The sequence below is a fragment of the Pseudonocardia sp. Cha107L01 genome (genome assembly GCF_052566575.1).
Map to the genome: position 1 here is coordinate 6,825,075 of NZ_CP199579.1, position 18,602 is coordinate 6,843,676.

An 18,602-nucleotide genomic window follows, 5' to 3' on the forward strand; every position below is an offset into this window, starting at 1 on the left:
CGCCGATGGGTCTGAACCGGCTCGACGACGAGGACTACCCGGCGGTCACCATGGGCCAGGCCGCCGAACTACTCGACGTCCAACCCGCATTCCTACGCAGCCTCGACGTCGGCAACGTCATCACCCCCGCACGCTCGAGCGGCGGTCACCGACGCTACTCCCGCCGCCAACTCGAACTCGCCGCCCGCATGCGGGCCCTATTCGACGAAGGCCTCACCCTCGACGCCGCCCACCGCATCGCCCAACTCGAAGACGAACTCGCCGACGCACGCAGACGCATCACCGAACTGGAAACCGCAGCTGGTGACGCACGCAGACGCTAATCACACTGATTCCCGAGACGGTGCTGCCCCACCTGCCCGGGCACCTCTCCCCCGAGCGTTCGGCTCTGTGCACACGTGCCTACCAGCACACGGGCACAGCGGCACCGAGCGGGCCCGAAATGTCATTCCTGCTCGGCGATGGTATCCGCCGCGGCCGCGCCCCGCTGTCCCATGGGTTCTGGCCGGCCTACCGTGGTGTCGCGGATAGTTTGTCGTTCCGACTCCGAGTTTATTTCCGCTCCGAGCAACACGGTGTAGCAGGTCAGATACAGCCAGAGCATCAGCACGATCACACCGGCAAGCGCTCCGTAGGTCTTGTTGTAATGACCGAAGAAGTTGACGTACAGGCTGAAAGCGACACTTCCGAGCACCCACAATGCCGCCGCTACCAATGCACCCGTGCTGACCCAGAGAAACCGAGGGCTGTCGCGATCTGGTGCCACTCGGTAGACCACCGCCAAACTCACGATCACCACGACAACGAGAAGGAGCCACCGCATCGCCTGGGCCAGGATCCGACCCGCTACACCCAATGGTAGGTGATCTAACGCGATCGGTAGCACAGCGACGAGCACCAGCGCGATCAGTACGAACACCATCGCGCCCAGGGTCAGCACCAGCGCGATCGCTTTCTGTTTGACAAAACCTCGGGTCTGCTCCTCGTCATATGCGACGTTGATGGCGGTCATGAGCTGCCCTGTACCGCTGGATGCACTCCACAGGGCGGCGAGCAGGGAGATGACGAGCCCGACGGTGAGAGCACGGCCACTACTCCCGCTGACTGTCACGAGCTGGTCGTTGACGAGCTCCCGAGCACCCGCGGGTAGAGCACCGGACAGGCTCTGCATCTGCTGAGCCACGTGATCGGGGTCGGCGACCATTCCGTACAGCGTCAACGCCGCGATCAAGCTGGGGAACAGCGCGAGAAAAGCGAAGAATGCGACCCCGCCGGCAAGAATTGGCACGTTGTCCGCAGTGCTTTCCCGCAGCGCCCGCCTCACTACCTGCCACCAACCGCGGGGCGGAATCTGTACGGGGCTCCCAGCCTTTTCACCCGGCAGCCGGCGGCCACTCAAATGAACCATTGCCGCTCCTCCAACATGGACTCGATTCTGCGCTCGAGTGGCATACCCCCGGGCAGCAGGCCTACTCCCGCGACGGCATATCGGGTTTCCCTTGCAAGTTCTTGGTCCGAGCGGCGGGTCCCATTGACCCGATCGGCCGCACATTTCCGCACAGAGACCATCAACGGCAGCGAAATCTTGACGAGGCATGGGCGGGGCCATCGACACCTAGTGGGGCGCTACCTAAGCGGTAATATCCATCGTTCAGCGCAAGGGACACGGATTCCGTCGCTCGGCTCCAGAAATGGGACCGGCTCTCCGGTGGCCGCCTGGTGAGCGGTCGCCGGAGAGCCGGACCAACACGGGCACCGTGTTGGGAGCCCCGTCTTGATCGCGTGATTAGGCGATGGAGTGCATCTTGGACTTGCCGGCAGGGCTGTGCTCGGTTTCGGGCGTGGTGATCATCGTGCGTAGCACCAACCCGCCCTGCAGTTTCAGTAGCCGTGAGGTCAGTGTCGCCAGGTAGCGGTACCCGACCCGGGGGTCGATCACGGTCATGGGCGACAGATTTGTGGCCGCCTCTAGCACGTTGCGGACCAGGATGGCCGGGCTCGGCTGGTCAAGCCAGGCTGGGCCTGCCGCACCACGGGGCCCTTGGGTACCCGGGAGCCCAGGCGGACCGGGCCGCCCTGCTGGACCCTGCGGACCCTGCGCGCCTTGGAGACCGGGGATGCCCGGGGCTCCAACTTCACCGCGAGGGCCCTGCAAACCCTGTAGTCCCTTGTCTCCTGGCGCACCGGTTTCGCCGATAACACCGCGCTGCCCCTGGGCGCCGGGCAGACCGGGCTCTCCCCGTACACCCTGGACGCCCCGCACGCCTCGCTCGCCGGGCAGACCGATCTCACCCCGGAGCCCCACCGGGCCGGTGGGGCCCTGTTCGCCCTGCTCACCCGGACGACCTGTGGAACCCTGCACGCCCTTGGCGCCCTGTTCACCGGTCGGGCCGGCCGCGCCCTTGTCCCCCTTGATGCCCTGCTCACCGGGCGGGCCCTTGATGCCCTTGTCGCCAGGTTCACCGGCGGGCCCGACCGGGCCCTTGACGCCCTTGTCGCCCTGCTCGCCGGGCGGCCCAGCCGGGCCCTTGACACCCTTGTCGCCCTGCTCGCCCGGCGGCCCAGCCGGGCCCTTGATGCCCTTGTCGCCAGGTTCACCGGCGGGCCCGACCGGGCCCTTGACGCCCTTGTCGCCCCGCTCGCCGGGCGGCCCAGCCGGGCCCATTGGGCCCTTGACGCCTGGCTCGCCCACAAGGCCGGCAGGGCCTTTCACGCCCTGGTCACCCCGCTCACTGAGTTCGCCCGCGTGACCGACCGGGCCCTTCACACCCCCGTCGTCCCTGACGCCCCGCTCTTCGACTGCCCCATTTGCTACATCTTCTGTCTGAGCCATTCCATTATTCCTTTGATCTAACTGTTGTAGATGTGATGTGCTGCGTGCGTAGGTTTCGGTGCCGCTGTCAGTCGCAACACATAAGTCGTTGTTGCGCAGTTTGGTTTGTTGGAGCGACCGATCTCAGCGGTCGCGACAGCCGCTTTTAGCGAGCCCCCGGCTGATCAGGTAGGCAACCGTGAGCAGTGTGATGTAGAGCCAAGCCTGGTCGGCCAGGAAAGGGTCACCCCGCCCGTTGGTGTCTCCGACCAAGTTGGATGCGATCAACACGCCGGCAACGGCGACGAGGTAGATGACGAGCTCAGTGGTCTTGAACGCGCTCTTCGTCTCAGCTCCACGCTCTGACGTGTGCTCTAGCGTGGGGTTCGCGTGAGTGAGCCTGGCGGTGGTGCCAGTGTTGGGCGGTGTGTTCGCAGACACGTAGACTCCAAAATTGGGTCGTTAAGAAAATTGGGTTCGTTGAGAAGATTCTGCGAGACCCTCAGATTAGACCCCCACATTTATAGACTACCCGCCCCATCACCATGTACACGTCAGATAAAGATGACGAATCGCACCGGCCGGGCATGGTTGGGAAACATGATCGCGGATAGCGCGGAACCGACCAGCAATGATCAGCATTCAATCGCTGCGGACACCGACACAACGCCGGGCACCGGATCCGAAACGACTCGTCTCTGCCTAGTCAATGTGAGGTGGCGTTTCCTCGCCAGGCCGGGCGCGGCCCCGTGTCAGCTCTGACCGACGCCGAGTAGCTGCGCAGGCTTAGCCAGCATGCCGGACAGCACCTGGTTGGGTCGCTGTTGCTCGCCTTCCACCGCGTTCAGCACGGCGATGCCAGCAGTCAGCGCGGGGATGGCCCACTGGCACACCTTGAGTTGACGCTGCGCATCGGCCACTTCAGCAGGGGTGTCGGAGGAAGGCTCGGTTGCGCCCTTCACCGCAACATCACCGGCTTGCTCAAGCTTCTTGCCTAGTCTTCGGCTGTAGGCGGTCACTCCCAGCGCCGCGCCCGTCAATGCCAACTTGGCAGCAGTGGAGGCGCCGACACCTCGCTGGGACGCGACGCGCCCCTTATTAGCGAACAGCACCCCGGCGCCCCCAACCAGATGGGCGGCGATCCCCGCGAGGTTCACCGGAGTCCAACGAGCCCATCCCGCGCTTGCGACATGAAGGCGCTGCTTGGTCTCTTGGACGTCGGCGGCAGCCCCGTTGATTCCTACTGCGCCAGCTAGGCTGCCGCCCAGCCATACTGCCAACCCGAGGTCATGCAAGCTGCGGAGGCTGGTATTGCGCTGTGACAATGGTGGATCCCTTCTTGATGGCACCGGTCGTCGCCGCGGCAACGGGAGTCCATGCGGCCACTCGTCGTTACTCGCGGCCAGTGCCAGAACTGATCGGAACTGTGGGTCGTGTTTTTTAGGCGACCCCACTACGAAGCTATGCCGCCAGCGCGATGTTCTTCACGTCGGAGATCGGGTGCGCTCCTGAGCGGAAGAACCGGCAGTCTGGAGCAACATCTGGGGCTTACCCGCACCGCCATGAGCGAAACACCCACATCGAGAGACACAGTGTCAGCGATCAAAAATTCCCCAAATATGAGGGGACGACAATCATCTAATTCCTCCACCGGACGGCCATAATTCCCCCGGGCAGCGGGTGCCGCCCCGGCATGCGCACCGCTCGAGCACCAGCCCCACGCGCCCGGGGACCGCCGCGACCTGGAAGATGCCGCCGCGGCGCCGGACCCAGGGTTATTGCGCCTCCTGTTTCGCGGCGTGCTCGACGGGTTCGGTGTCGAGTTCGAAGCCCCAGTCACTGTTGTCCTGGGCCAGGTCGAACCCGGTGGTGTCGGGTCCGGAATTCTTGCCGGCGGCACCGAAGTTGCCCGAGTCGGCGACGTAGGCATGTCCGAGCTTCTCGTCGCCGGCGAGTGTGCCGGGCGGGAAGTTCTCCTCGATCGAGTCGAGCGCCGCTTCGAACATCTTCTGGTGGGCGACCTCGCGGGTCATGAGGAAGGTGAGGGTGTCCTTGACGCCGGCGTCGTCGGTGAACTTGATGAGTCGCTCATAGGTGATCTTGGCGCGAGCCTCGGCGGCGATGTCTGAGCGCAGGTCGGCCGCAGGCTGGCCGATCGTGTCGATGTAGGCGGCGGTCCACGGCGAGCCCATCGAGTCGGTGAGGCGGGGGCCGCCGCCGCCGAGAATGTTGGGGCCGCTGTTCAGTGACATGTTCACGTAGTCCGGCATCTTCCCGTTCAGCATGTCACCGAGGTAGTTGCCTTCCACCTGGTCGACCAGTTCCGACGGCGAATCCTTGAGCAGCATGTGCAGCGTCTGGGCGACCATCTCCAGGTGCGACAGCTCCTCGGTGGCAATGTCGAGCATCATGCTTCGCCGTTGCTCGTCGGGCTCGTTCCAGCCCTGCGTGAAATAACGCATCGCGGCGGCGAGCTCTCCGTTCGGGCCACCGAACTGCTCGAGCAGCATCTTGGCGAACGCGGGGTTCGGCTCATCGACGCTGACCTTGTACATCATTCGCTTGTTGTGCAGGAACATGAGCTGTGATCCTTCTGTTCGGCGAGGCGACTGGTACATCCAGCCCGTGTGGATACCCACCCTCCGGCAGGCAAACGTCAGGAACGGGGCTGGCTGCGATTTCTGCTGACATCACATGGACGATGGCTGCGGGCGGTCGGTCGGGCCAGCGGAATCGGCGGGCCCGCTGGACGCCGAAGTCGCTTCGGTGATCCAGGTCCATCTGTTGGCCTCGCGGCCTGAATCCGATAGCGGCCGGTTGTTCCTGGTGGCCAAGGGGCCCGAATCGAGGCGGCCGCTTCGAGCCGGCCGTGAGCATCCGCCGCCAGGCATTGGCTCGGCATTCGACCTGCGTTCCACGAGGGCCGAAGGCCGCGCCTGGGGTCTCACCCGGTGGGGGGCCGCGCTGCATGGCGGCTCCTCTTCGAGTGCGGTGTTTGACGCTGCAACGGGGTACCGGAATGGCATGAGCAGCACAGTCCGAGCAGCGTCGACCGCCTGACGCGAGGCGGCGATCAGAAATCTGTTCGCCGAGCTGGGACGGTTGATCAGGTCCTACTCCGATCCGGAGATGTTGAGTCGGCGCGGTGCGGATGCCGAGCACATCGCGGACGAGATCGCCCGGCGCCGCGGCGCCGCGCCAGTGCTCGCCGCCATGTACCGTCCTAAGGCAAAGGGCGTGACGCCGGTCTTCGAACCCCCGCTCCGGTGACGGTGTCCGGGGGTCCCGCCTGACCGGCGGCAGGGGTCGGACGTGGACGCGGCTGTTATCTGGACACTCGGGCGGCGGATGCACCGCGGCCGGCCGACGATTGTTCGCAGGCCGACGTGCCGGTCCGGGGGCTCGTGGCTCGGGTGGGTTGTCATCGAGTAAAGCTGAACGCAGTGCTGCGAGGGTCGCGCTGAGCAGACGCGAGACGTGCATTTGCGAGATACCGATTTGCTGCGCGATCTGAGTCTGCGTCATCTGCCTGAAGAAACGCAGTATGAGAATGGTGCGTTCGCGCTCAGGCAGCTTCTCCAACAGCGGACGGAGCGCGTGGCGGTATTCGACGAGATCAAGGTCGGCGTCGATTTCGCCGATCCGCTCCGCCGCGGAGGTGTTGCTGTCACGGTTCAGGGCATCAAGTGTGCCCACCTGATAACTGGCCTGGGCCTCGAGAGCGTCCAGAACCTCATCCAGGTCAACACCGAGGTGCTCGGCCAGTTCCGCAGGTCGTGGGGCGCGGGTTAACTTCTGCGACAATGGGCCAGTGCACCGGTTGATCGCCACGCTGAGATCCTTGAGTCGTCGCGGCACACGCAAAGACCAGGTCCGGTCGCGGAAGTGGCGCAGAATTTCTCCGCGCACGTACGGGACCAGATAGCCGAGAAAGTCGCCTCGGGCACGCTCAGGATCCCAGCGATCGATCGCGTTGATCAGGCCGATTGTCCCTACCTGGACGAGGTCAGCGCGGGTGGCGGGCTGGCATGCGCCGTGGCGTCGAGCTAGGTGCTCGACCACAGGCATAAATGCCAAGATCAGGTCTTCCCTTACGCGGCCACGAACAGGGTCGTCCGCCGGCAGGGAAGCGTAGTACCTCAGCCGAGGCATCTGTTCGGCATATTCGCTGCTCGGCGCAGGTGCTTTGACGTCCTGAGCAGGCTCGACGGAGATCGCTGCGAGCACGGTTCCCTCGTTCACTTGGGCTGGGTTGATTGGTCCTGGCGATGAGCAACTGGCCGATCCATGTGCGACGCCCAGAGGGCACCGCGCGGCGTGCTCGTTACGAGGCCGGTAACGCCACGAGGGCAGTCACGGGGGTGACCACATCCAGGTGCGGTCCGAGCCAGTTGCGACGATCAACCTGCTGCTCAAGCTGTCATCGTTGGAAGGGCCGCTCGTAATGGCCGGCCGTGTCAGAGTTGAACGCCGACTTTGGCGTTCAGGTGAAATCGCGTGCGCGACGGGCGGCCTGATCCGGCGACCGCTGATCGCCAACTGTCGCGGGCCCGCTGGCAGATCGTGAAGCCGCGGGCCCTAGAAGCTGCTCAGAACCGCAAATATGCAGACATAGGACTCCCTCATGAGGGCCTTCTAGGGAGGGCGACTGTCTGCACCCTGTGGCGCCACGCGAGCGACGCGCCACTTGCGAACGCTACACCGCACGTCGTGGTGCCGCAGTATGAAGGCGCACGGCGGCGGTCCTGGTTAGCGTTCCAGATCGGGAGAATCGGCAGGCGATCAGCCGTCCATCAACTCCTGGGCAATCGCCGCGACCCGGGTTTGCGCGGCTGAGACCACACTTGAGCGGTTTCGGTGTGACTCTTCGTAGGCCACGATGGTGCGCACATCCGCGCCCTCCCGGCGAGCCACCGCCTCTGCCCGTTCCAGGGTGGCATCCCGCCCGCTGACAGTTACCTCCCGGGCCGCAGGGCCCAACCGGACGTGCGGTCAGCGAGGACAGCGACAGTTCCACGTGCCTTGGAGCCGATGTCCTGCGCGCCGTCCACAGCACGATTGATGCCCTCGCGGGCGGCGCGCATCGGCATGCTGACGACCTTGGTGAGACCGCCCGTCGCACGCTGCAGCGGCGTAGCCCGCAAGGCCGCCGGCCCACCGAGAGCTTCCTCGGCAAGCACGGTGCTGATCCAGTCCACTGTCGCCGAGTGAGCACTCTCCAACTGCTCGGCCAGCACCCGCACCGAGGGCTTGCCCGCAGCCTCGGCCAGCACTTTGAGGTACCGCGCCCGGCCGAGTAATTGCTGCTCCAGCATCAGGTCCTGAAACAAGGCCTCGTCGAACGGTTCGGCCTGCTCGACCGTGCTCTTGAGCAGCGCGGTGAGTCGGCCGATGACCGGAGTGACCGCATCAGGGACTCCCCCCAGCTCACGCAACTGATCGGTGATGAGCCGGGTGCGCCGCACCGCGTTGTCACCGTTCTCGGACAGTTCGCGCCGCACCGCCTCGGTGCGCGCCTGCGCACTCCGCAGGCGGGCGATTTGGGCCTCGGTCTGCGTCAGTTGCAGAATCATCCGCAGCAGACGGGTGAGCGTCGTGGTCGAGGTCATCAGTGGTGGTATCCATCCTTGTCACGGTTCATGCGGCCACCGGGGCGTCCCCGGCCGACCAATGCCGAAGAGCTCGCGCCACAGCAATGCAGTGACCGCGCTATTCCGATCATCTAGCGAGTCTCAATGATTGTTTTGAACTCGGCGACGGCTTGTTCCACCTTGCTCTGCGGATTGGCGAAGATCGCGGCGACCGCGTCGCCGAGCTTGCCGCCCGGCGGGTCGTACTCGAGGCTTACCTCGACGCCGGTTGTTCCGTCGCCCCTGTCGTCGAAGCGCACGACACCGGCGTTCTTGAGGTCGGGATCGGACGAGTCGACGCTTGACCAGGCAATCTTGTGGGGTGGGGAGTCCTCGACGATCTCCGCTTCCCAGGTCACCGACGTGCCGGCCGGACCCGACACGGTCCACTCGGTACGGTCAGCGGAGCCCTCTTTGGACTCCACCTTGCGTACGTCCGACATGATCTCAGGCAGCCTGGTCAGAGGGCGCCACCAGTCGTAGCACGCCTGGGCGGGTGCGTTGACCTCCACATAATGCGCAACAGTTCCCATGGGTTCATTTCTCCAATCGTGGTACGAGTTCGGACAATGTCTGACGCAGTAATGCTGCGGATCATGGCCGCTGCTTCCACCCGGCACCGCGGCCTGACAGGTGCTGGTGGACACCGGTCGCCGAGCCGAACACCGGCACGCAACATCTCTCATCCAACGCCTGCATGCCCCGCATTGCGTCGGTTATGCATCGAATCGGCGAGGCGGCTGAATCCTGTACCTCGAGCCGCCGGGATCATCTCGCTCACGAAGCCTCGACGGATCGCCTGGTCTGGACCCCACGGCATCCGGCCACGCTGGGCGTTGGTGGGTTCTCGTCCCGCCTTGTCACCTGGCTCCTCGGGCTAGTACTGCAACGGCAGTTAGGTGAGTGCGTAGCCTCGTTTTCGGTAGTGGCTGACGCGGGCTTGGTATTGGCGTTGTCGCCGCCAGTGGGACCAGTGCCAGATGTGGTCGACGGCGTGTGCGTGTTGGAGCGCGAGGGGGACGAGCAGGCGTCGGATTTCCGGTAGCGTGAAGCTGATCATGTGTTGTTCGCTGGTGTTGGTTCCCCCTTTGTGAGCTGGCTTTTCACCGCGACCAGCCAAGCCAGGGCGAGCATGGACAAGGTGATGTGGGCATACCAGGCCCGCCAGCTGCGCACTTGGTAGTGATCAAGTCCGGCCTCGTTCTTGGCCTGTTGGAAGCATTCTTCGATCCGCCAGCGTGACCCGGCGGTCCAGGCCAGATCGAGCAAGGTTGATCGGCGGGGCCCGAAACAGACGTAGTAGGCGATCTCACCGGGCACCTGGCCGGGCTCAGTGATCTTGCGGCGGGCCAGCAGCCAGTGCCCGCGCCCGGGCGCCCAACTGATGCGGATCGGGACCCGTGCCCAATCATACTCGCGGGGCCCGTGCGCGCCGGCGCCGACCGACAGTCGCCGCCACGCCCGCGCCGGCAGGGCGGCGATCAACTCGTCCGCGCGGCGCTGCCCAGCGTCGCTGGTGATCAGGGTGTCGTTGCACTTGGTGGCCAGCACATAGGGCGCATCATGCTGTTCTAGCCACACCCGCAGGTACTTGACCTGGCCATAGGCTTCGTCGGCGGTGACCCATGAGAACGCCACGCCGGCGTCGATGGCACGCCCCAGCATCGCCATCGCGTGGCGGGGTTTGGTGGCGAACTCCACCTCGTCGGGTATGCCCGCGCCCTGGCAGCGTGCCCGATCGGCGGTCCACGACTCAGGCACATACAACTCGCGGTCAATCAACGCATGCCCTCGAGGCGAGGCATAGGCCAAGAAGGTGCCGATCTGACAGTTCTCCACCCGCCCCGCGGTCCCGGAATACTGCCGCTGGACCCCGGCCGACCGCGTGCCCTTCTTGAGGAACCCGGTGTCATCCAGGATCAACACCCCACCCGGATCCCCGAGGCACTCGACCACGTACTCACGCACATCATCACGGACCCCATCGATGTCCCAGTCGGCCCACCGCAGCAGCCGCTGCATCCCATCCGGAGACGCCTCACCAGCGCGTTCGGCCAGCGTCCACCCGTTCTTTCGCTCCAAACCGGCAACGAGCCCGGCCACATACTCCCGCATCCGAGCCCTCGGCTCGGCCCGCGCGAACCGGCCCGCTACCCGCGCATGCAACCGATCCAACTCCACCGCCGCAACATCAACCACCACACCAGCAATGATCTACCACATGTCAAGCAACTGCCGTTGCAGTACTAGCAGCCTTCGGCACACCGTGCGGCGATCGGTACTCCTGCTCTCCCCGGATCTCCGAAGCGGCGCCCGGTTCGAGCGAGCCCGGGTGTGGTTGTGCGGCGGATCCGGTTGTGGAATGTTGCTCGCTGGGCGGCCCTATCGGCTCTCCTTTTAACCGATAGGGCCTAAGCCACCGTCGCTGACGCCCGCGACGCTGGCCTTCGACCGTGTGCCCGGGTGTTGGGCTGGGGAAACGCCTGGTCGGGAATGGGCGCCTGCGTGTGCAGGCGATTCAGTAGGAACGGGTCGCGTGGTGGATGCAGACAAGTGGGTCGAGCTGGCGGATGCGCTCGCGGAGATGGCGCGGGACCTTGCGGCTCAGGAGTCGACCCGTGCAACGCTCGATCGTGTTGTGGCCCATGCTGTGGCACTCGTGGAGGGGTGCGAGGCGGCCGGTGTGATGGTCGTTCGGCGCGGCGAGGTGATCACTCTGGCTGCCAGTGACAACGTCGTGGTGGCCTCGGATCGGTTGCAGGGCGAGTGCGGTGAGGGGCCGTGTTTTGACGCTGCCCGTAACAAGTACGAGGTTTATCGGATCACGGACTTGTCGACCAGGTCGGATCAGTGGCCCAAGTACGCGCCGGTGGCCCGCGAGCTTGGGATCGGGTCGATGATGGGTTTCCTGCTGTACACGAGGGACAAGGACCTCGGTGCTCTAGATCTGTACTCGTCTCGGTCCGGCGCCTTCGGACAGCAGGAGGAACACGTCGGGTGGTTACTCGCCTCCCACGCGGCGGTGGCGATGGCCGGTGCCGAGCACGTTGAGAATTTGGAGACCGCACTGGAGACCCGCAAGGTCATCGGTGAGGCGGTCGGCATCCTTATGGCGCGGTACACGCTCGCCGAGAATGACGCGTTTGGTCGTCTTGCCAAGGCTTCGCAGGACAGCAACGTCAAAGTCCGCGTTCTAGCCGAGACGATCACCCTGACCGGCGATCTCCCAGAGCACCCCTAGAGTGGCTGGCCGGGCGGCCGCTCCCGGCCGGAGGCAGAGGGCGACCGAGTGGGCCGGCAATGCCGGACCACTCGAAGAGCCGAGCGCCGTATGGCGTGCGGACGAGCGGGCCAAGTTGCGGACGTGGCTGACCGCATCAACACCACCGGTCAGTTTCCCGTCAGCGAGTAGTCGGCTAGAACCCCGTCGCGCTGCGCTCCCGTCAGCTCATCTCGCTGATCAAGGCCGAGACTTGTTTAGCGCCGAGTCCAGCAACTCGGCGGTTCTCGGCGATACCTACCCTGTTGAGCATCTCGGTGGCCCTGGCCGGGCCATAACCCGGCACCGCTCGAATCAATGCCTCAACCTTCGTCTTGGCCACGATGGGGTCGACAGCGGAGCGGGCGAGGACAGAGGCAATGCTGGCTCTGCCACCTCGGACTTCGTCCAGCAGCGCACGCCGGGCGGTACGGGCGGCCGCTGCCTTCTCCAACGCTTCGGCGCGTTGTTCGGGAGTCAACGTCGGAAGTGCCATGTCGAGATCCTTTCTCCACGGTTCTGACCGACTCAGAGCCAGGTACCCGATAGCCGGCTGGCTGCGGAATCGACGGTGACACCTAGATCGTTGGCCGCGGCCACAACCGCGTCGCGGTATCCCCACACGGCGGGGCCGGCATAGAGGCCCAACTCGTCGATGAGCAATCTCGGTGTCAACGCGCCGTCGGCGTCCATGTCTCGCTCCTACCGCCCGATGCAACTCTGTGGCGTGAATAGCCTCTTCTCACCAGGCCAAACGCGGTGGTGTGCAGCGTTTCCCTCTTCGATGCCCGACACACCTGTCGCGGGAGGACTCCATCCGATAGAGCCGCTGACTCCACGGACCGGCGGGCTTAACGCGTCCGAGGTTGGGTATGCACTTCCCGTTGGATCATCGGAGATCGTGACCAGATCGAAGGAGGGCTAACTGTGGGTGCACTGGAGGAAGCGAAGGGCAAGGCGAAGGAAGCGGCCGGGAGCGTCACCGGTAGCGACGACCTGCGCACCGAGGGGCAGGCCCAGCAGCGTAAGTCTGATGAACAGGACAAAGCTGAGAGTCTCCGCCTCGAGGCGGAGAAACACGAGAAGAAGGCCGAAGGCCATGAAGGCATCGAGGCCAAGCATCAGGGCAGCTGACCGACTCGTCTGATCGGCGCGCCGGTGGCGAACAGGACGCGCAGCATGTCAATACCGGGCGCCTTCAGGGCGTGGACTGGATCGAGAGGTACGAGTGATCAACGCGGTCGGCGTGGTGATCCCCGCTCATAACGAGCAAGCCCGCATTGGTGCGTGTCTGCGCAGCGTTCACACAGCCTTGGCACATGTGCCGTCGAGGATCCAGGTCGAGGTCAGTGTGGTGTTGGACCGTTGCCGCGATCGGAGCCCGCAGCTGGTGGATACGCACCTGAGGTCCTGGCCGGGCGCTCGAGCTCTCACGGTCTCGAGTCGCCCGGCTGGGACGGGTGTGGGATACGTTCGGGATCTTGGCGTGCGGGATGTGTTGCACAGACTGCACCTCGTACCCACGGACGCGATTTGGCTGCTCAGCACGGATGCCGACACCGTGGTGCCTCCGCACTGGGCAACCGAGCAGCTGCGCTACGCTGCGGCCGGGCTGCACGGGGTTGCGGGTTTGGCTGAGCTGGCTGACCCGTCGGAACTGAGCGATCACACCCGGCAGCGCTACCGAACGATCATCGCCAGCGGCATGCGCGGGACAACACACGAGCACCTTTACGCGGCGAACCTCGGCGTCCGCGCGGATGCCTACCTACGCTGCGGGGGCTTCCCCTCTCACGACCACGGCGAAGAACGACGTCTCTGGGCGGCGATGGCCGCGGCCGGGTGTCGGTTGCGTCAACCCAGCAATCTGCGGGTGCAGACCAGCGCAAGAACCCATGGGCGGGCGCAAGGCGGTGTTGCCGACCTACTCCAATCGTTGCAGACCGAGAACGCATCGTCCCTCACCTCGGAGAACGTGGCCTAGGGTCGTCGGCAGCCTGGCACAGTATCTGGCAACCACGCGGCCCGCGGTGGACCGTTCGCGCGTGTGAAACCGTGTCGCGGCGGGAATCCGGCGCTGTGGCCCCACCGGGGCCACTCTTCCGGAAGAGGCGGTGCATCATGGGTTTGATCATCGGGTTGTTGGTGCTGTGGGTTGTCCTGGCCGTGGTCGGCTTCGCGGTCAAGTCGCTGTTGTGGCTCGCAATCGTCGGCATCGTGCTGTTCGTCGCCACCGGCATCTTCGGTGGCCTCCGTGGACGCGGTCGCCGGGGCGTGCCCCGCTGAGCACGGCCCGCTAGCGATACGGCCCGACCCCGTCACATACTTGCCTGCTCGCCTCGGTCTGGCCGAGCCAAGCAGACTTGGCCAGGTCCCGTGCGCCTCGCCGTGCCGCACTACCTCATCGACCGGACCCGGGCGTTGCTGGTACAGACCCTGCTGCGCCTCGGTGAGCCGGAACGCGCCGAGCAGGTTCTTGCCGAACTCGGCGAACCGGACCGCGAACGCGGGGAGATCCGTATCGCCGTGGCGGCACCGCGGCTGGCTAACGGCGACCCGCGAGCAGCCATCTCGGCGCTCGGGCCGGTCCTGGACGGCTCCGCGCCCATGGCCTACCGGGCCTGGCAGGGCCACGCCTTCCTGCTCGAAGCGGTCGCCCGCGACGCGCTCGGCGACTCCGACGCCGCCGCGAGCTCCCTGGAACATGCCCTGGACCTCGTGGAGCCCAACGGCGCACTGTCGCCCTTCCTGCTCACTCCCGCACCGGCCCTGCTGGCGCGCCATGCCCGGCACCGCACCACCCACGCCCCCCTCATCGCCGAGATCCTCAGCCTGCTTGCCGGACGCGGACTCACCTCGCCGCCCACTGGGCCGCGACCGATATACGAGCCGCTGAGCGAGAGCGCGCTGCGCGTGCTGCGCTACCTGCCGACCAACCTGACCGGGCCGGAGATCGCCGGCGAACTGTATGTCTCGCGCAACACCATCAAGACCCACATGCGCAACCTCTACGCCAAGCTCGGCACCCACCGCCGGGCCGAGGCCGTTACCCGCGCCCGCGCCCTCGGCCTGCTCGCACCCAGGCGCTGACCGCCGTCCCCCAGACCGCTATCACCGCGCAGCCGTGCTCCAACACGCACGGCCAGCCCGCCTCGGCGGGTGAACGGCACGATGATCTGCAGCGGGCCAATGCCCCGCCGGGGCACCAAGAACACCCCGGCCAGGTGGATCACGGTCAACACCACACCGAATACCGCGATGATCATGTGCGCCCTGGTCAGTCGTGACCGGGCGATCGCGGAGGACACACCGGCACGCATCGCGATGCCACCGAACGTGGCGATCCCCTCCGAAGTGGTCGACCGTGTCTCGGACGTCGCCGTCGACCGACGTCGAGGCCGGCGCCTTGGTCGCTCGCCGCAGGCGGACGTAGAGTACTATTGATAATGTTCAATATGTCTATCGGCGGGTGCGGCAGCGAGGGGAGTGCGATGGCTGGGGACGTCGGAGCCCAGCTGGGGGCGCACGGGACGGACGTCACGAATGACCACGGCGAAAACGGCGCCGGGCCGGCGTTCGCGTTGCCGCGCCGGTCGTCGCGGGCCGAGGACGTGGCCGTCGCGGTGGAGACCCAGATCGCCACCCGCTCCCTGGCTCCGGGCACCCGCCTGGGCACCAAGCGTGACCTCGGGGAGCAGCTCGGCGTGGCGCCCTCGACCGTCAGCGAAGCCATCAAGCTGCTCGAGGACCGGGGCCGGGTGAGCACGCGCACCGGGCCCAAGGGCGGGGTCTTCGTGGCCGAGCCCGGTCTGACGCTGCGCCTGGCTCGCAGCATGATGCAGGTCTCCGGGGCTCGCGGCGAGGTCGCCGACGCGCTGGCGGTGCGCGACACCCTGGAACCCTCGGTGATCGAAGCCGCCGCCGAGGCGGGGCACGACCGGGCCGAGCTCGCTGAGCTGCGGCGCGCAATGCGGGCGCTGCGGGCGGCGCGGGACACGGCGGACTTCTACCGCCGCAATCTGGAGTTCCACGCGGAGATCGCCGCGCTGTGCCGCAACGACGTGCTGCGCACCATCTACGAAGCCCTGCTGAACGCCGTCCGGGCCCGGGAGCCGAGGCTGGAGCTGCTGCCGGGGCAGGACTGGCAGACGCTGCATGCGGCCAGGGTCCAGGTACACCAGGCGATCACCGACGCGATCGTCGCCGGCGATGTCGTCGCTGCTCGCGCCGCCGCCGCCGCGCACAAACCGTCCCGAGCCGGCGAGGACTCCCCCGCCCGGTGAGCCGGATGGTCGCGTAGCCCGCGGGACTGTCACGACTCGATGGGTTGGCCGGCCGGGGCGATCTCGCGCACCAGCTCGGCGGCAGCGGCGGCCGTACCGGCCGTGCCGTGCACGTAGCGGTCCGGGCGGACGACGGCGTAGGTGGCGTTGCGCGCGGTGAACCAGTCGGGCAGCACCGCCCCGGACCGGACCCGAGGGTCGGACGCGGCTGCCAGCGGCGGGGCGACCTCGATCACCGGCGCGCCCAGGTCGGCGGCGTCGGTCGCGGTGGTGAGCACGACGGTGGCCGACGGGAGGACGTCGTCGAGGCGGACCTGGGGCCCGGCGCCGACGGTAACCGTCGGTTGGGGGAACAGCTCACCGGCCCCGGGGGTGTCGCTGAACAGCCCGCCGTGCAGCGGTGGCATGCCCTGGAACGTCGTCCTGGGCAGGGCGCCGGTCGCCGCGGCCTGGCGCACCCGCCGATCGCGGGCGGCGGCGGCCACCGGGTCGAGCAGGCAGATGTCGCGGCCGGCGGCGACGGCCATGTCGATGATCTGGCGCACGTGCGGGGCGCGCTCGGCCTGGTAGCTGTCGAGCAGGGGTTCCGGCGGGGCGCCGCGCAGTACGGCGCCGAGTTTCCACACCAGGTTCTGCACGTCGCGGATGCCGTGGCACATGCCTTGGCCGAGGAACGGCGGTGTCTGGTGCGCGGCGTCGCCGGCCAGGAAGACCCGACGGTCGCGCCAGCGCCGGGCGACCAGCGCGTGGAACCGGTAGACGGCCGCGCGCACGATGTCCACCTCGCCGAGGGAGACCCAGGGGCACAGCAGGGCCTCGATGGTCTCCGGGCGCTGCATCTGCTCGGCGTCCTCGCCGGGCAGCAGCATGAACTCCCACCGGTGGTGGCGGCCCGGCCCGGGCACCCTGGTCGCGGGGCGGCGCGGGTCGCAGAACATCTCCGATTGGTCGGGCGGGCCGATCTCGCGGTCGGCGAGCAGGTCCACCACCAGCCACGGCTCGTCGAAGCCGTCGTCGACCAGGTCCACGCCGATGGCGGCCCTGGTCCGGCTGGATGCCCCGTCCGCGCCGATGACGTAGGCCGCGCTCACCTGGCGCGGCCGGCCGGTCCGGACGTCGCGCAGGTCCAGCTCGACGTGCTCGTCGTGCTGGCGCATCCCCACCATCTCCACGCCGAGCGCCACCTCGACGCGCGGGTGGCGGGCCAGCGCGGCGCGCAGCGTCGCCTCGAATGTCGGCTGGTAGAACAGGTAGTGCTCGGCCCAGCCCAGCGGGCGTTCCCGGGGCCACTCGTGCACCCGGTTGAGCAGGCCGTCCGCGCCGTAGAACGAGCTGCGGGCCCACACCCTGGTGTCGCGGGCGACCTCGTCGGCGACCCCGGCCTGTTGCAGGATCCGCATCACCTGGGCGTCGAAGTGGATGGCGCGCGGGAGCTCGAAGACCACCGGTGACCGGTCCAGGACCAGCGTGGACAGGCCGGTCCGGCCGGCGAGGTTGGCCGCTACCGCGCCCACCGGGCCGCAGCCGACGACGACGAGATCGTAGTGGGACACGGTCAGCCGACCGTCCAGCCCCGCGCCCCGCTCTGGAAATCGTCGAGCGGGTCGCCGGGCCCGAAGGACCCTCGCAGCAGCTTCGACTCGTCCAGCCCGACCAGCTCCCAGTAGGCGGCGCTCTCCGGGTCCACCCGGGACCAGTCGAAGACCACCGCCCGTTCGGCAATCGCCCACCGGCCTCCCCGCAGGGCGAACCGGTCGAGGTAGCGGCCGCCGATGGTCGACTGGGTCGGCCCCTCCTCGTCGGTCTGCCGGCCCACCACGGCGATGTGGTAGCTCTCCACGTCGGCCTCGTCGCCGTGCAGGTCGATCAGGACGTTGGAGATGAAGTGCCAGAGGAAGGCCACCGGGGCGGTCGAGTTCGGCGAGATCATCGACCGGTCCCGGACGAACTCGGCGGCCGGGCCGGCGAATCCCTCGTGCACCTCCGTCGCGCCGTCGTGATAGCAGCTCAGCGCCAGGTCCACATCGCGGCGGTCGCCGGCCCTCGCCCGGAGGTAGAGGACCTCGGTGATCTGCTGCTTGGCGTAGAGCTCCGCGATCCGGGCGTCGGTCACCAGCGGGTTGGCAAGGTCAGTCATGGGATCTCCTTCGGTCCTGCGCGGTGGGGGTGTGCGACCGCGACCAGTCGTAGACGACGCTGCGGCTGGACAGGCGCCACCGCCCGCCGTACACAGTGGCGTGGTCCAGGTAGCGGCCGCCGATGAGGACGTCCCGGGCGCCGTCGGTGAGTTCCAGACGGTGGTAGGCGATGTGGTAGGACTCGATCCGGGCGCTCGTCGGCGAGTCGAACGCGACGAGCACGTTGGACACCGTGTGCCGCTGCAGCCCGTAGAGCCCCTTTGAGTAGTGGTGCACCCGCAGGTACTCCACGAAGTCCTCGATGGTCCCGTCGAAGATCCCGTGGGTGTCGCCGCTGCCCGGCACGTGCTCGGCCAGGATCGCGTCGGGGTTCTTGGCGTCGGCGGCCCGACCGCGACGGGTCACCAGCTCGGCGATCCGCTGGCGCGCCTCGAGCTCAGCCCACTGCTCCACGGTGTACATGCCCATGTTCACTCCCAC

The 18,602-nt window shown here is 66.9% G+C and carries 22 protein-coding genes; 8 read left to right on the plus strand and 14 right to left on the minus strand.

The features are described 5' to 3' along the window. The first annotated feature begins 5 nt into the window (after positions 1–5). Positions 6–323: a MerR family transcriptional regulator gene (locus tag ACTXG6_RS32110; RefSeq protein ID WP_445183159.1), complete on the plus strand. Its 318-nt coding sequence runs from the start codon at positions 6–8 to the stop codon at positions 321–323. 122 nt (positions 324–445) lie between these two features. Here the strand turns inward: ACTXG6_RS32110 and ACTXG6_RS32115 are convergent, their stop codons facing one another. The 9 genes from ACTXG6_RS32115 to ACTXG6_RS32155 form a co-directional block, all read right to left on the minus strand. Further along, positions 446–1,408, minus strand: coding sequence for a YihY/virulence factor BrkB family protein (locus ACTXG6_RS32115; protein ID WP_445183160.1), 963 nt, complete (start codon positions 1,406–1,408; stop codon positions 446–448). Between the two features lie 378 nt (positions 1,409–1,786). After that, entirely contained in the window at positions 1,787–2,665 is an 879-nt protein-coding gene (locus ACTXG6_RS32120; RefSeq protein ID WP_445183161.1) for a hypothetical protein, read from the minus strand. A gap of 291 nt (positions 2,666–2,956) precedes the next feature. Continuing rightward, on the minus strand, positions 2,957–3,253 hold the full coding sequence (locus ACTXG6_RS32125) for a hypothetical protein (RefSeq protein ID WP_445183162.1): 297 nt from the start codon (positions 3,251–3,253) through the stop codon (positions 2,957–2,959). A gap of 311 nt (positions 3,254–3,564) precedes the next feature. Next, a complete protein-coding gene (locus ACTXG6_RS32130; RefSeq protein WP_445183163.1) occupies positions 3,565–3,969 on the minus strand; it encodes a hypothetical protein in 405 nt (134 codons plus the stop codon). Positions 3,970–4,587: 618 nt separating this feature from the next. Further along, a complete protein-coding gene (locus tag ACTXG6_RS32135) occupies positions 4,588–5,391 on the minus strand; it encodes a manganese catalase family protein (protein WP_445183164.1) in 804 nt (267 codons plus the stop codon). Then, on the minus strand, positions 5,345–7,039 hold the full coding sequence (locus ACTXG6_RS32140; RefSeq protein ID WP_445183165.1) for a SigB/SigF/SigG family RNA polymerase sigma factor: 1,695 nt from the start codon (positions 7,037–7,039) through the stop codon (positions 5,345–5,347). Before ACTXG6_RS32140 ends, ACTXG6_RS32135 begins: the two co-directional genes overlap by 47 nt. Before the next feature lie 728 nt (positions 7,040–7,767). Further along, on the minus strand, positions 7,768–8,421 hold the full coding sequence (locus tag ACTXG6_RS32145; RefSeq protein ID WP_445183166.1) for a hypothetical protein: 654 nt from the start codon (positions 8,419–8,421) through the stop codon (positions 7,768–7,770). Between the two features lie 113 nt (positions 8,422–8,534). Further along, entirely contained in the window at positions 8,535–8,975 is a 441-nt protein-coding gene (locus tag ACTXG6_RS32150; RefSeq protein WP_445183167.1) for an SRPBCC family protein, read from the minus strand. A gap of 523 nt (positions 8,976–9,498) precedes the next feature. Further along, positions 9,499–10,644: an IS701 family transposase gene (locus tag ACTXG6_RS32155; protein WP_445183168.1), complete on the minus strand. Its 1,146-nt coding sequence runs from the start codon at positions 10,642–10,644 to the stop codon at positions 9,499–9,501. A 337-nt stretch (positions 10,645–10,981) separates the two neighbouring features. Between ACTXG6_RS32155 and ACTXG6_RS32160 the strand changes: the two genes are divergently transcribed. Further along, positions 10,982–11,683: a GAF and ANTAR domain-containing protein gene (locus tag ACTXG6_RS32160; RefSeq protein WP_445183169.1), complete on the plus strand. Its 702-nt coding sequence runs from the start codon at positions 10,982–10,984 to the stop codon at positions 11,681–11,683. Between the two features lie 202 nt (positions 11,684–11,885). Here ACTXG6_RS32160 and mihF read toward each other — a convergent pair whose 3' ends face one another. Next, positions 11,886–12,197: an integration host factor, actinobacterial type gene (gene mihF, locus ACTXG6_RS32165; protein ID WP_445183170.1), complete on the minus strand. Its 312-nt coding sequence runs from the start codon at positions 12,195–12,197 to the stop codon at positions 11,886–11,888. Between the two features lie 32 nt (positions 12,198–12,229). Continuing rightward, positions 12,230–12,394, minus strand: a complete 165-nt coding sequence (locus ACTXG6_RS32170; RefSeq protein WP_445183171.1) for a hypothetical protein — start codon at positions 12,392–12,394, stop codon at positions 12,230–12,232. A gap of 234 nt (positions 12,395–12,628) precedes the next feature. On the opposite strand from ACTXG6_RS32170, the gene ACTXG6_RS32175 reads away from it, so the two are divergent. The 6 genes from ACTXG6_RS32175 to ACTXG6_RS32200 all read left to right on the plus strand — a co-directional run bounded on the left by ACTXG6_RS32175 (position 12,629) and on the right by ACTXG6_RS32200 (position 15,984). Beyond that, on the plus strand, positions 12,629–12,835 hold the full coding sequence (locus ACTXG6_RS32175; RefSeq protein WP_445183172.1) for a CsbD family protein: 207 nt from the start codon (positions 12,629–12,631) through the stop codon (positions 12,833–12,835). 115 nt (positions 12,836–12,950) lie between these two features. Further along, positions 12,951–13,685: a glycosyltransferase gene (locus ACTXG6_RS32180; RefSeq protein ID WP_445190148.1), complete on the plus strand. Its 735-nt coding sequence runs from the start codon at positions 12,951–12,953 to the stop codon at positions 13,683–13,685. Positions 13,686–13,822: 137 nt separating this feature from the next. Then, positions 13,823–13,987: a hypothetical protein gene (locus tag ACTXG6_RS32185; RefSeq protein WP_445183173.1), complete on the plus strand. Its 165-nt coding sequence runs from the start codon at positions 13,823–13,825 to the stop codon at positions 13,985–13,987. Between the two features lie 90 nt (positions 13,988–14,077). Continuing rightward, on the plus strand, positions 14,078–14,791 hold the full coding sequence (locus tag ACTXG6_RS32190) for a LuxR C-terminal-related transcriptional regulator (protein ID WP_445183174.1): 714 nt from the start codon (positions 14,078–14,080) through the stop codon (positions 14,789–14,791). Positions 14,792–14,860: 69 nt separating this feature from the next. Further along, positions 14,861–15,145, plus strand: coding sequence for a hypothetical protein (locus ACTXG6_RS32195; protein ID WP_445183175.1), 285 nt, complete (start codon positions 14,861–14,863; stop codon positions 15,143–15,145). 47 nt (positions 15,146–15,192) lie between these two features. Then, on the plus strand, positions 15,193–15,984 hold the full coding sequence (locus ACTXG6_RS32200; RefSeq protein ID WP_445183176.1) for a FadR/GntR family transcriptional regulator: 792 nt from the start codon (positions 15,193–15,195) through the stop codon (positions 15,982–15,984). A 29-nt stretch (positions 15,985–16,013) separates the two neighbouring features. On the opposite strand, the gene mhpA is transcribed toward ACTXG6_RS32200, so the two are convergent. From mhpA to ACTXG6_RS32215, 3 genes are read right to left on the minus strand one after another with little or no spacing between them, the layout of a single operon-like run. After that, positions 16,014–17,537, minus strand: a complete 1,524-nt coding sequence (gene mhpA, locus ACTXG6_RS32205; RefSeq protein ID WP_445183177.1) for a bifunctional 3-(3-hydroxy-phenyl)propionate/3-hydroxycinnamic acid hydroxylase MhpA — start codon at positions 17,535–17,537, stop codon at positions 16,014–16,016. 2 nt (positions 17,538–17,539) lie between these two features. Continuing rightward, the gene (locus ACTXG6_RS32210) at positions 17,540–18,121 is read right to left on the minus strand and encodes a nuclear transport factor 2 family protein (RefSeq protein WP_445183178.1); all 582 of its coding nucleotides are present in this window, start codon (positions 18,119–18,121) and stop codon (positions 17,540–17,542) included. Continuing rightward, on the minus strand, positions 18,114–18,602 hold the full coding sequence (locus ACTXG6_RS32215; RefSeq protein WP_445183179.1) for a nuclear transport factor 2 family protein: 489 nt from the start codon (positions 18,600–18,602) through the stop codon (positions 18,114–18,116). The genes ACTXG6_RS32210 and ACTXG6_RS32215 overlap by 8 nt, the downstream gene beginning before the upstream one ends.

Bases quoted from the DNA above. Each gene is read 5' to 3' on its own strand.
- ACTXG6_RS32115 (WP_445183160.1), bottom strand. From the start codon at position 1,408: ATGGTTCATTTGAGTGGCCGCCGGCTGCCGGGTGAAAAGGCTGGGAGC.
- ACTXG6_RS32150 (WP_445183167.1), bottom strand. From the start codon at position 8,975: ATGGGAACTGTTGCGCATTATGTGGAGGTCAACGCACCCGCCCAGGCG.
- ACTXG6_RS32145 (WP_445183166.1), bottom strand. From the start codon at position 8,421: ATGACCTCGACCACGACGCTCACCCGTCTGCTGCGGATGATTCTGCAA.
- ACTXG6_RS32135 (WP_445183164.1), bottom strand. From the start codon at position 5,391: ATGTTCCTGCACAACAAGCGAATGATGTACAAGGTCAGCGTCGATGAG.
- ACTXG6_RS32110 (WP_445183159.1), top strand. From the start codon at position 6: ATGGGTCTGAACCGGCTCGACGACGAGGACTACCCGGCGGTCACCATG.
- ACTXG6_RS32120 (WP_445183161.1), bottom strand. From the start codon at position 2,665: ATGGGCCCGGCTGGGCCGCCCGGCGAGCGGGGCGACAAGGGCGTCAAG.
- mihF (WP_445183170.1), bottom strand. From the start codon at position 12,197: ATGGCACTTCCGACGTTGACTCCCGAACAACGCGCCGAAGCGTTGGAG.
- ACTXG6_RS32200 (WP_445183176.1), top strand. From the start codon at position 15,193: ATGGCTGGGGACGTCGGAGCCCAGCTGGGGGCGCACGGGACGGACGTC.
- ACTXG6_RS32210 (WP_445183178.1), bottom strand. From the start codon at position 18,121: ATGACTGACCTTGCCAACCCGCTGGTGACCGACGCCCGGATCGCGGAG.
- ACTXG6_RS32185 (WP_445183173.1), top strand. From the start codon at position 13,823: ATGGGTTTGATCATCGGGTTGTTGGTGCTGTGGGTTGTCCTGGCCGTG.
- ACTXG6_RS32170 (WP_445183171.1), bottom strand. From the start codon at position 12,394: ATGGACGCCGACGGCGCGTTGACACCGAGATTGCTCATCGACGAGTTG.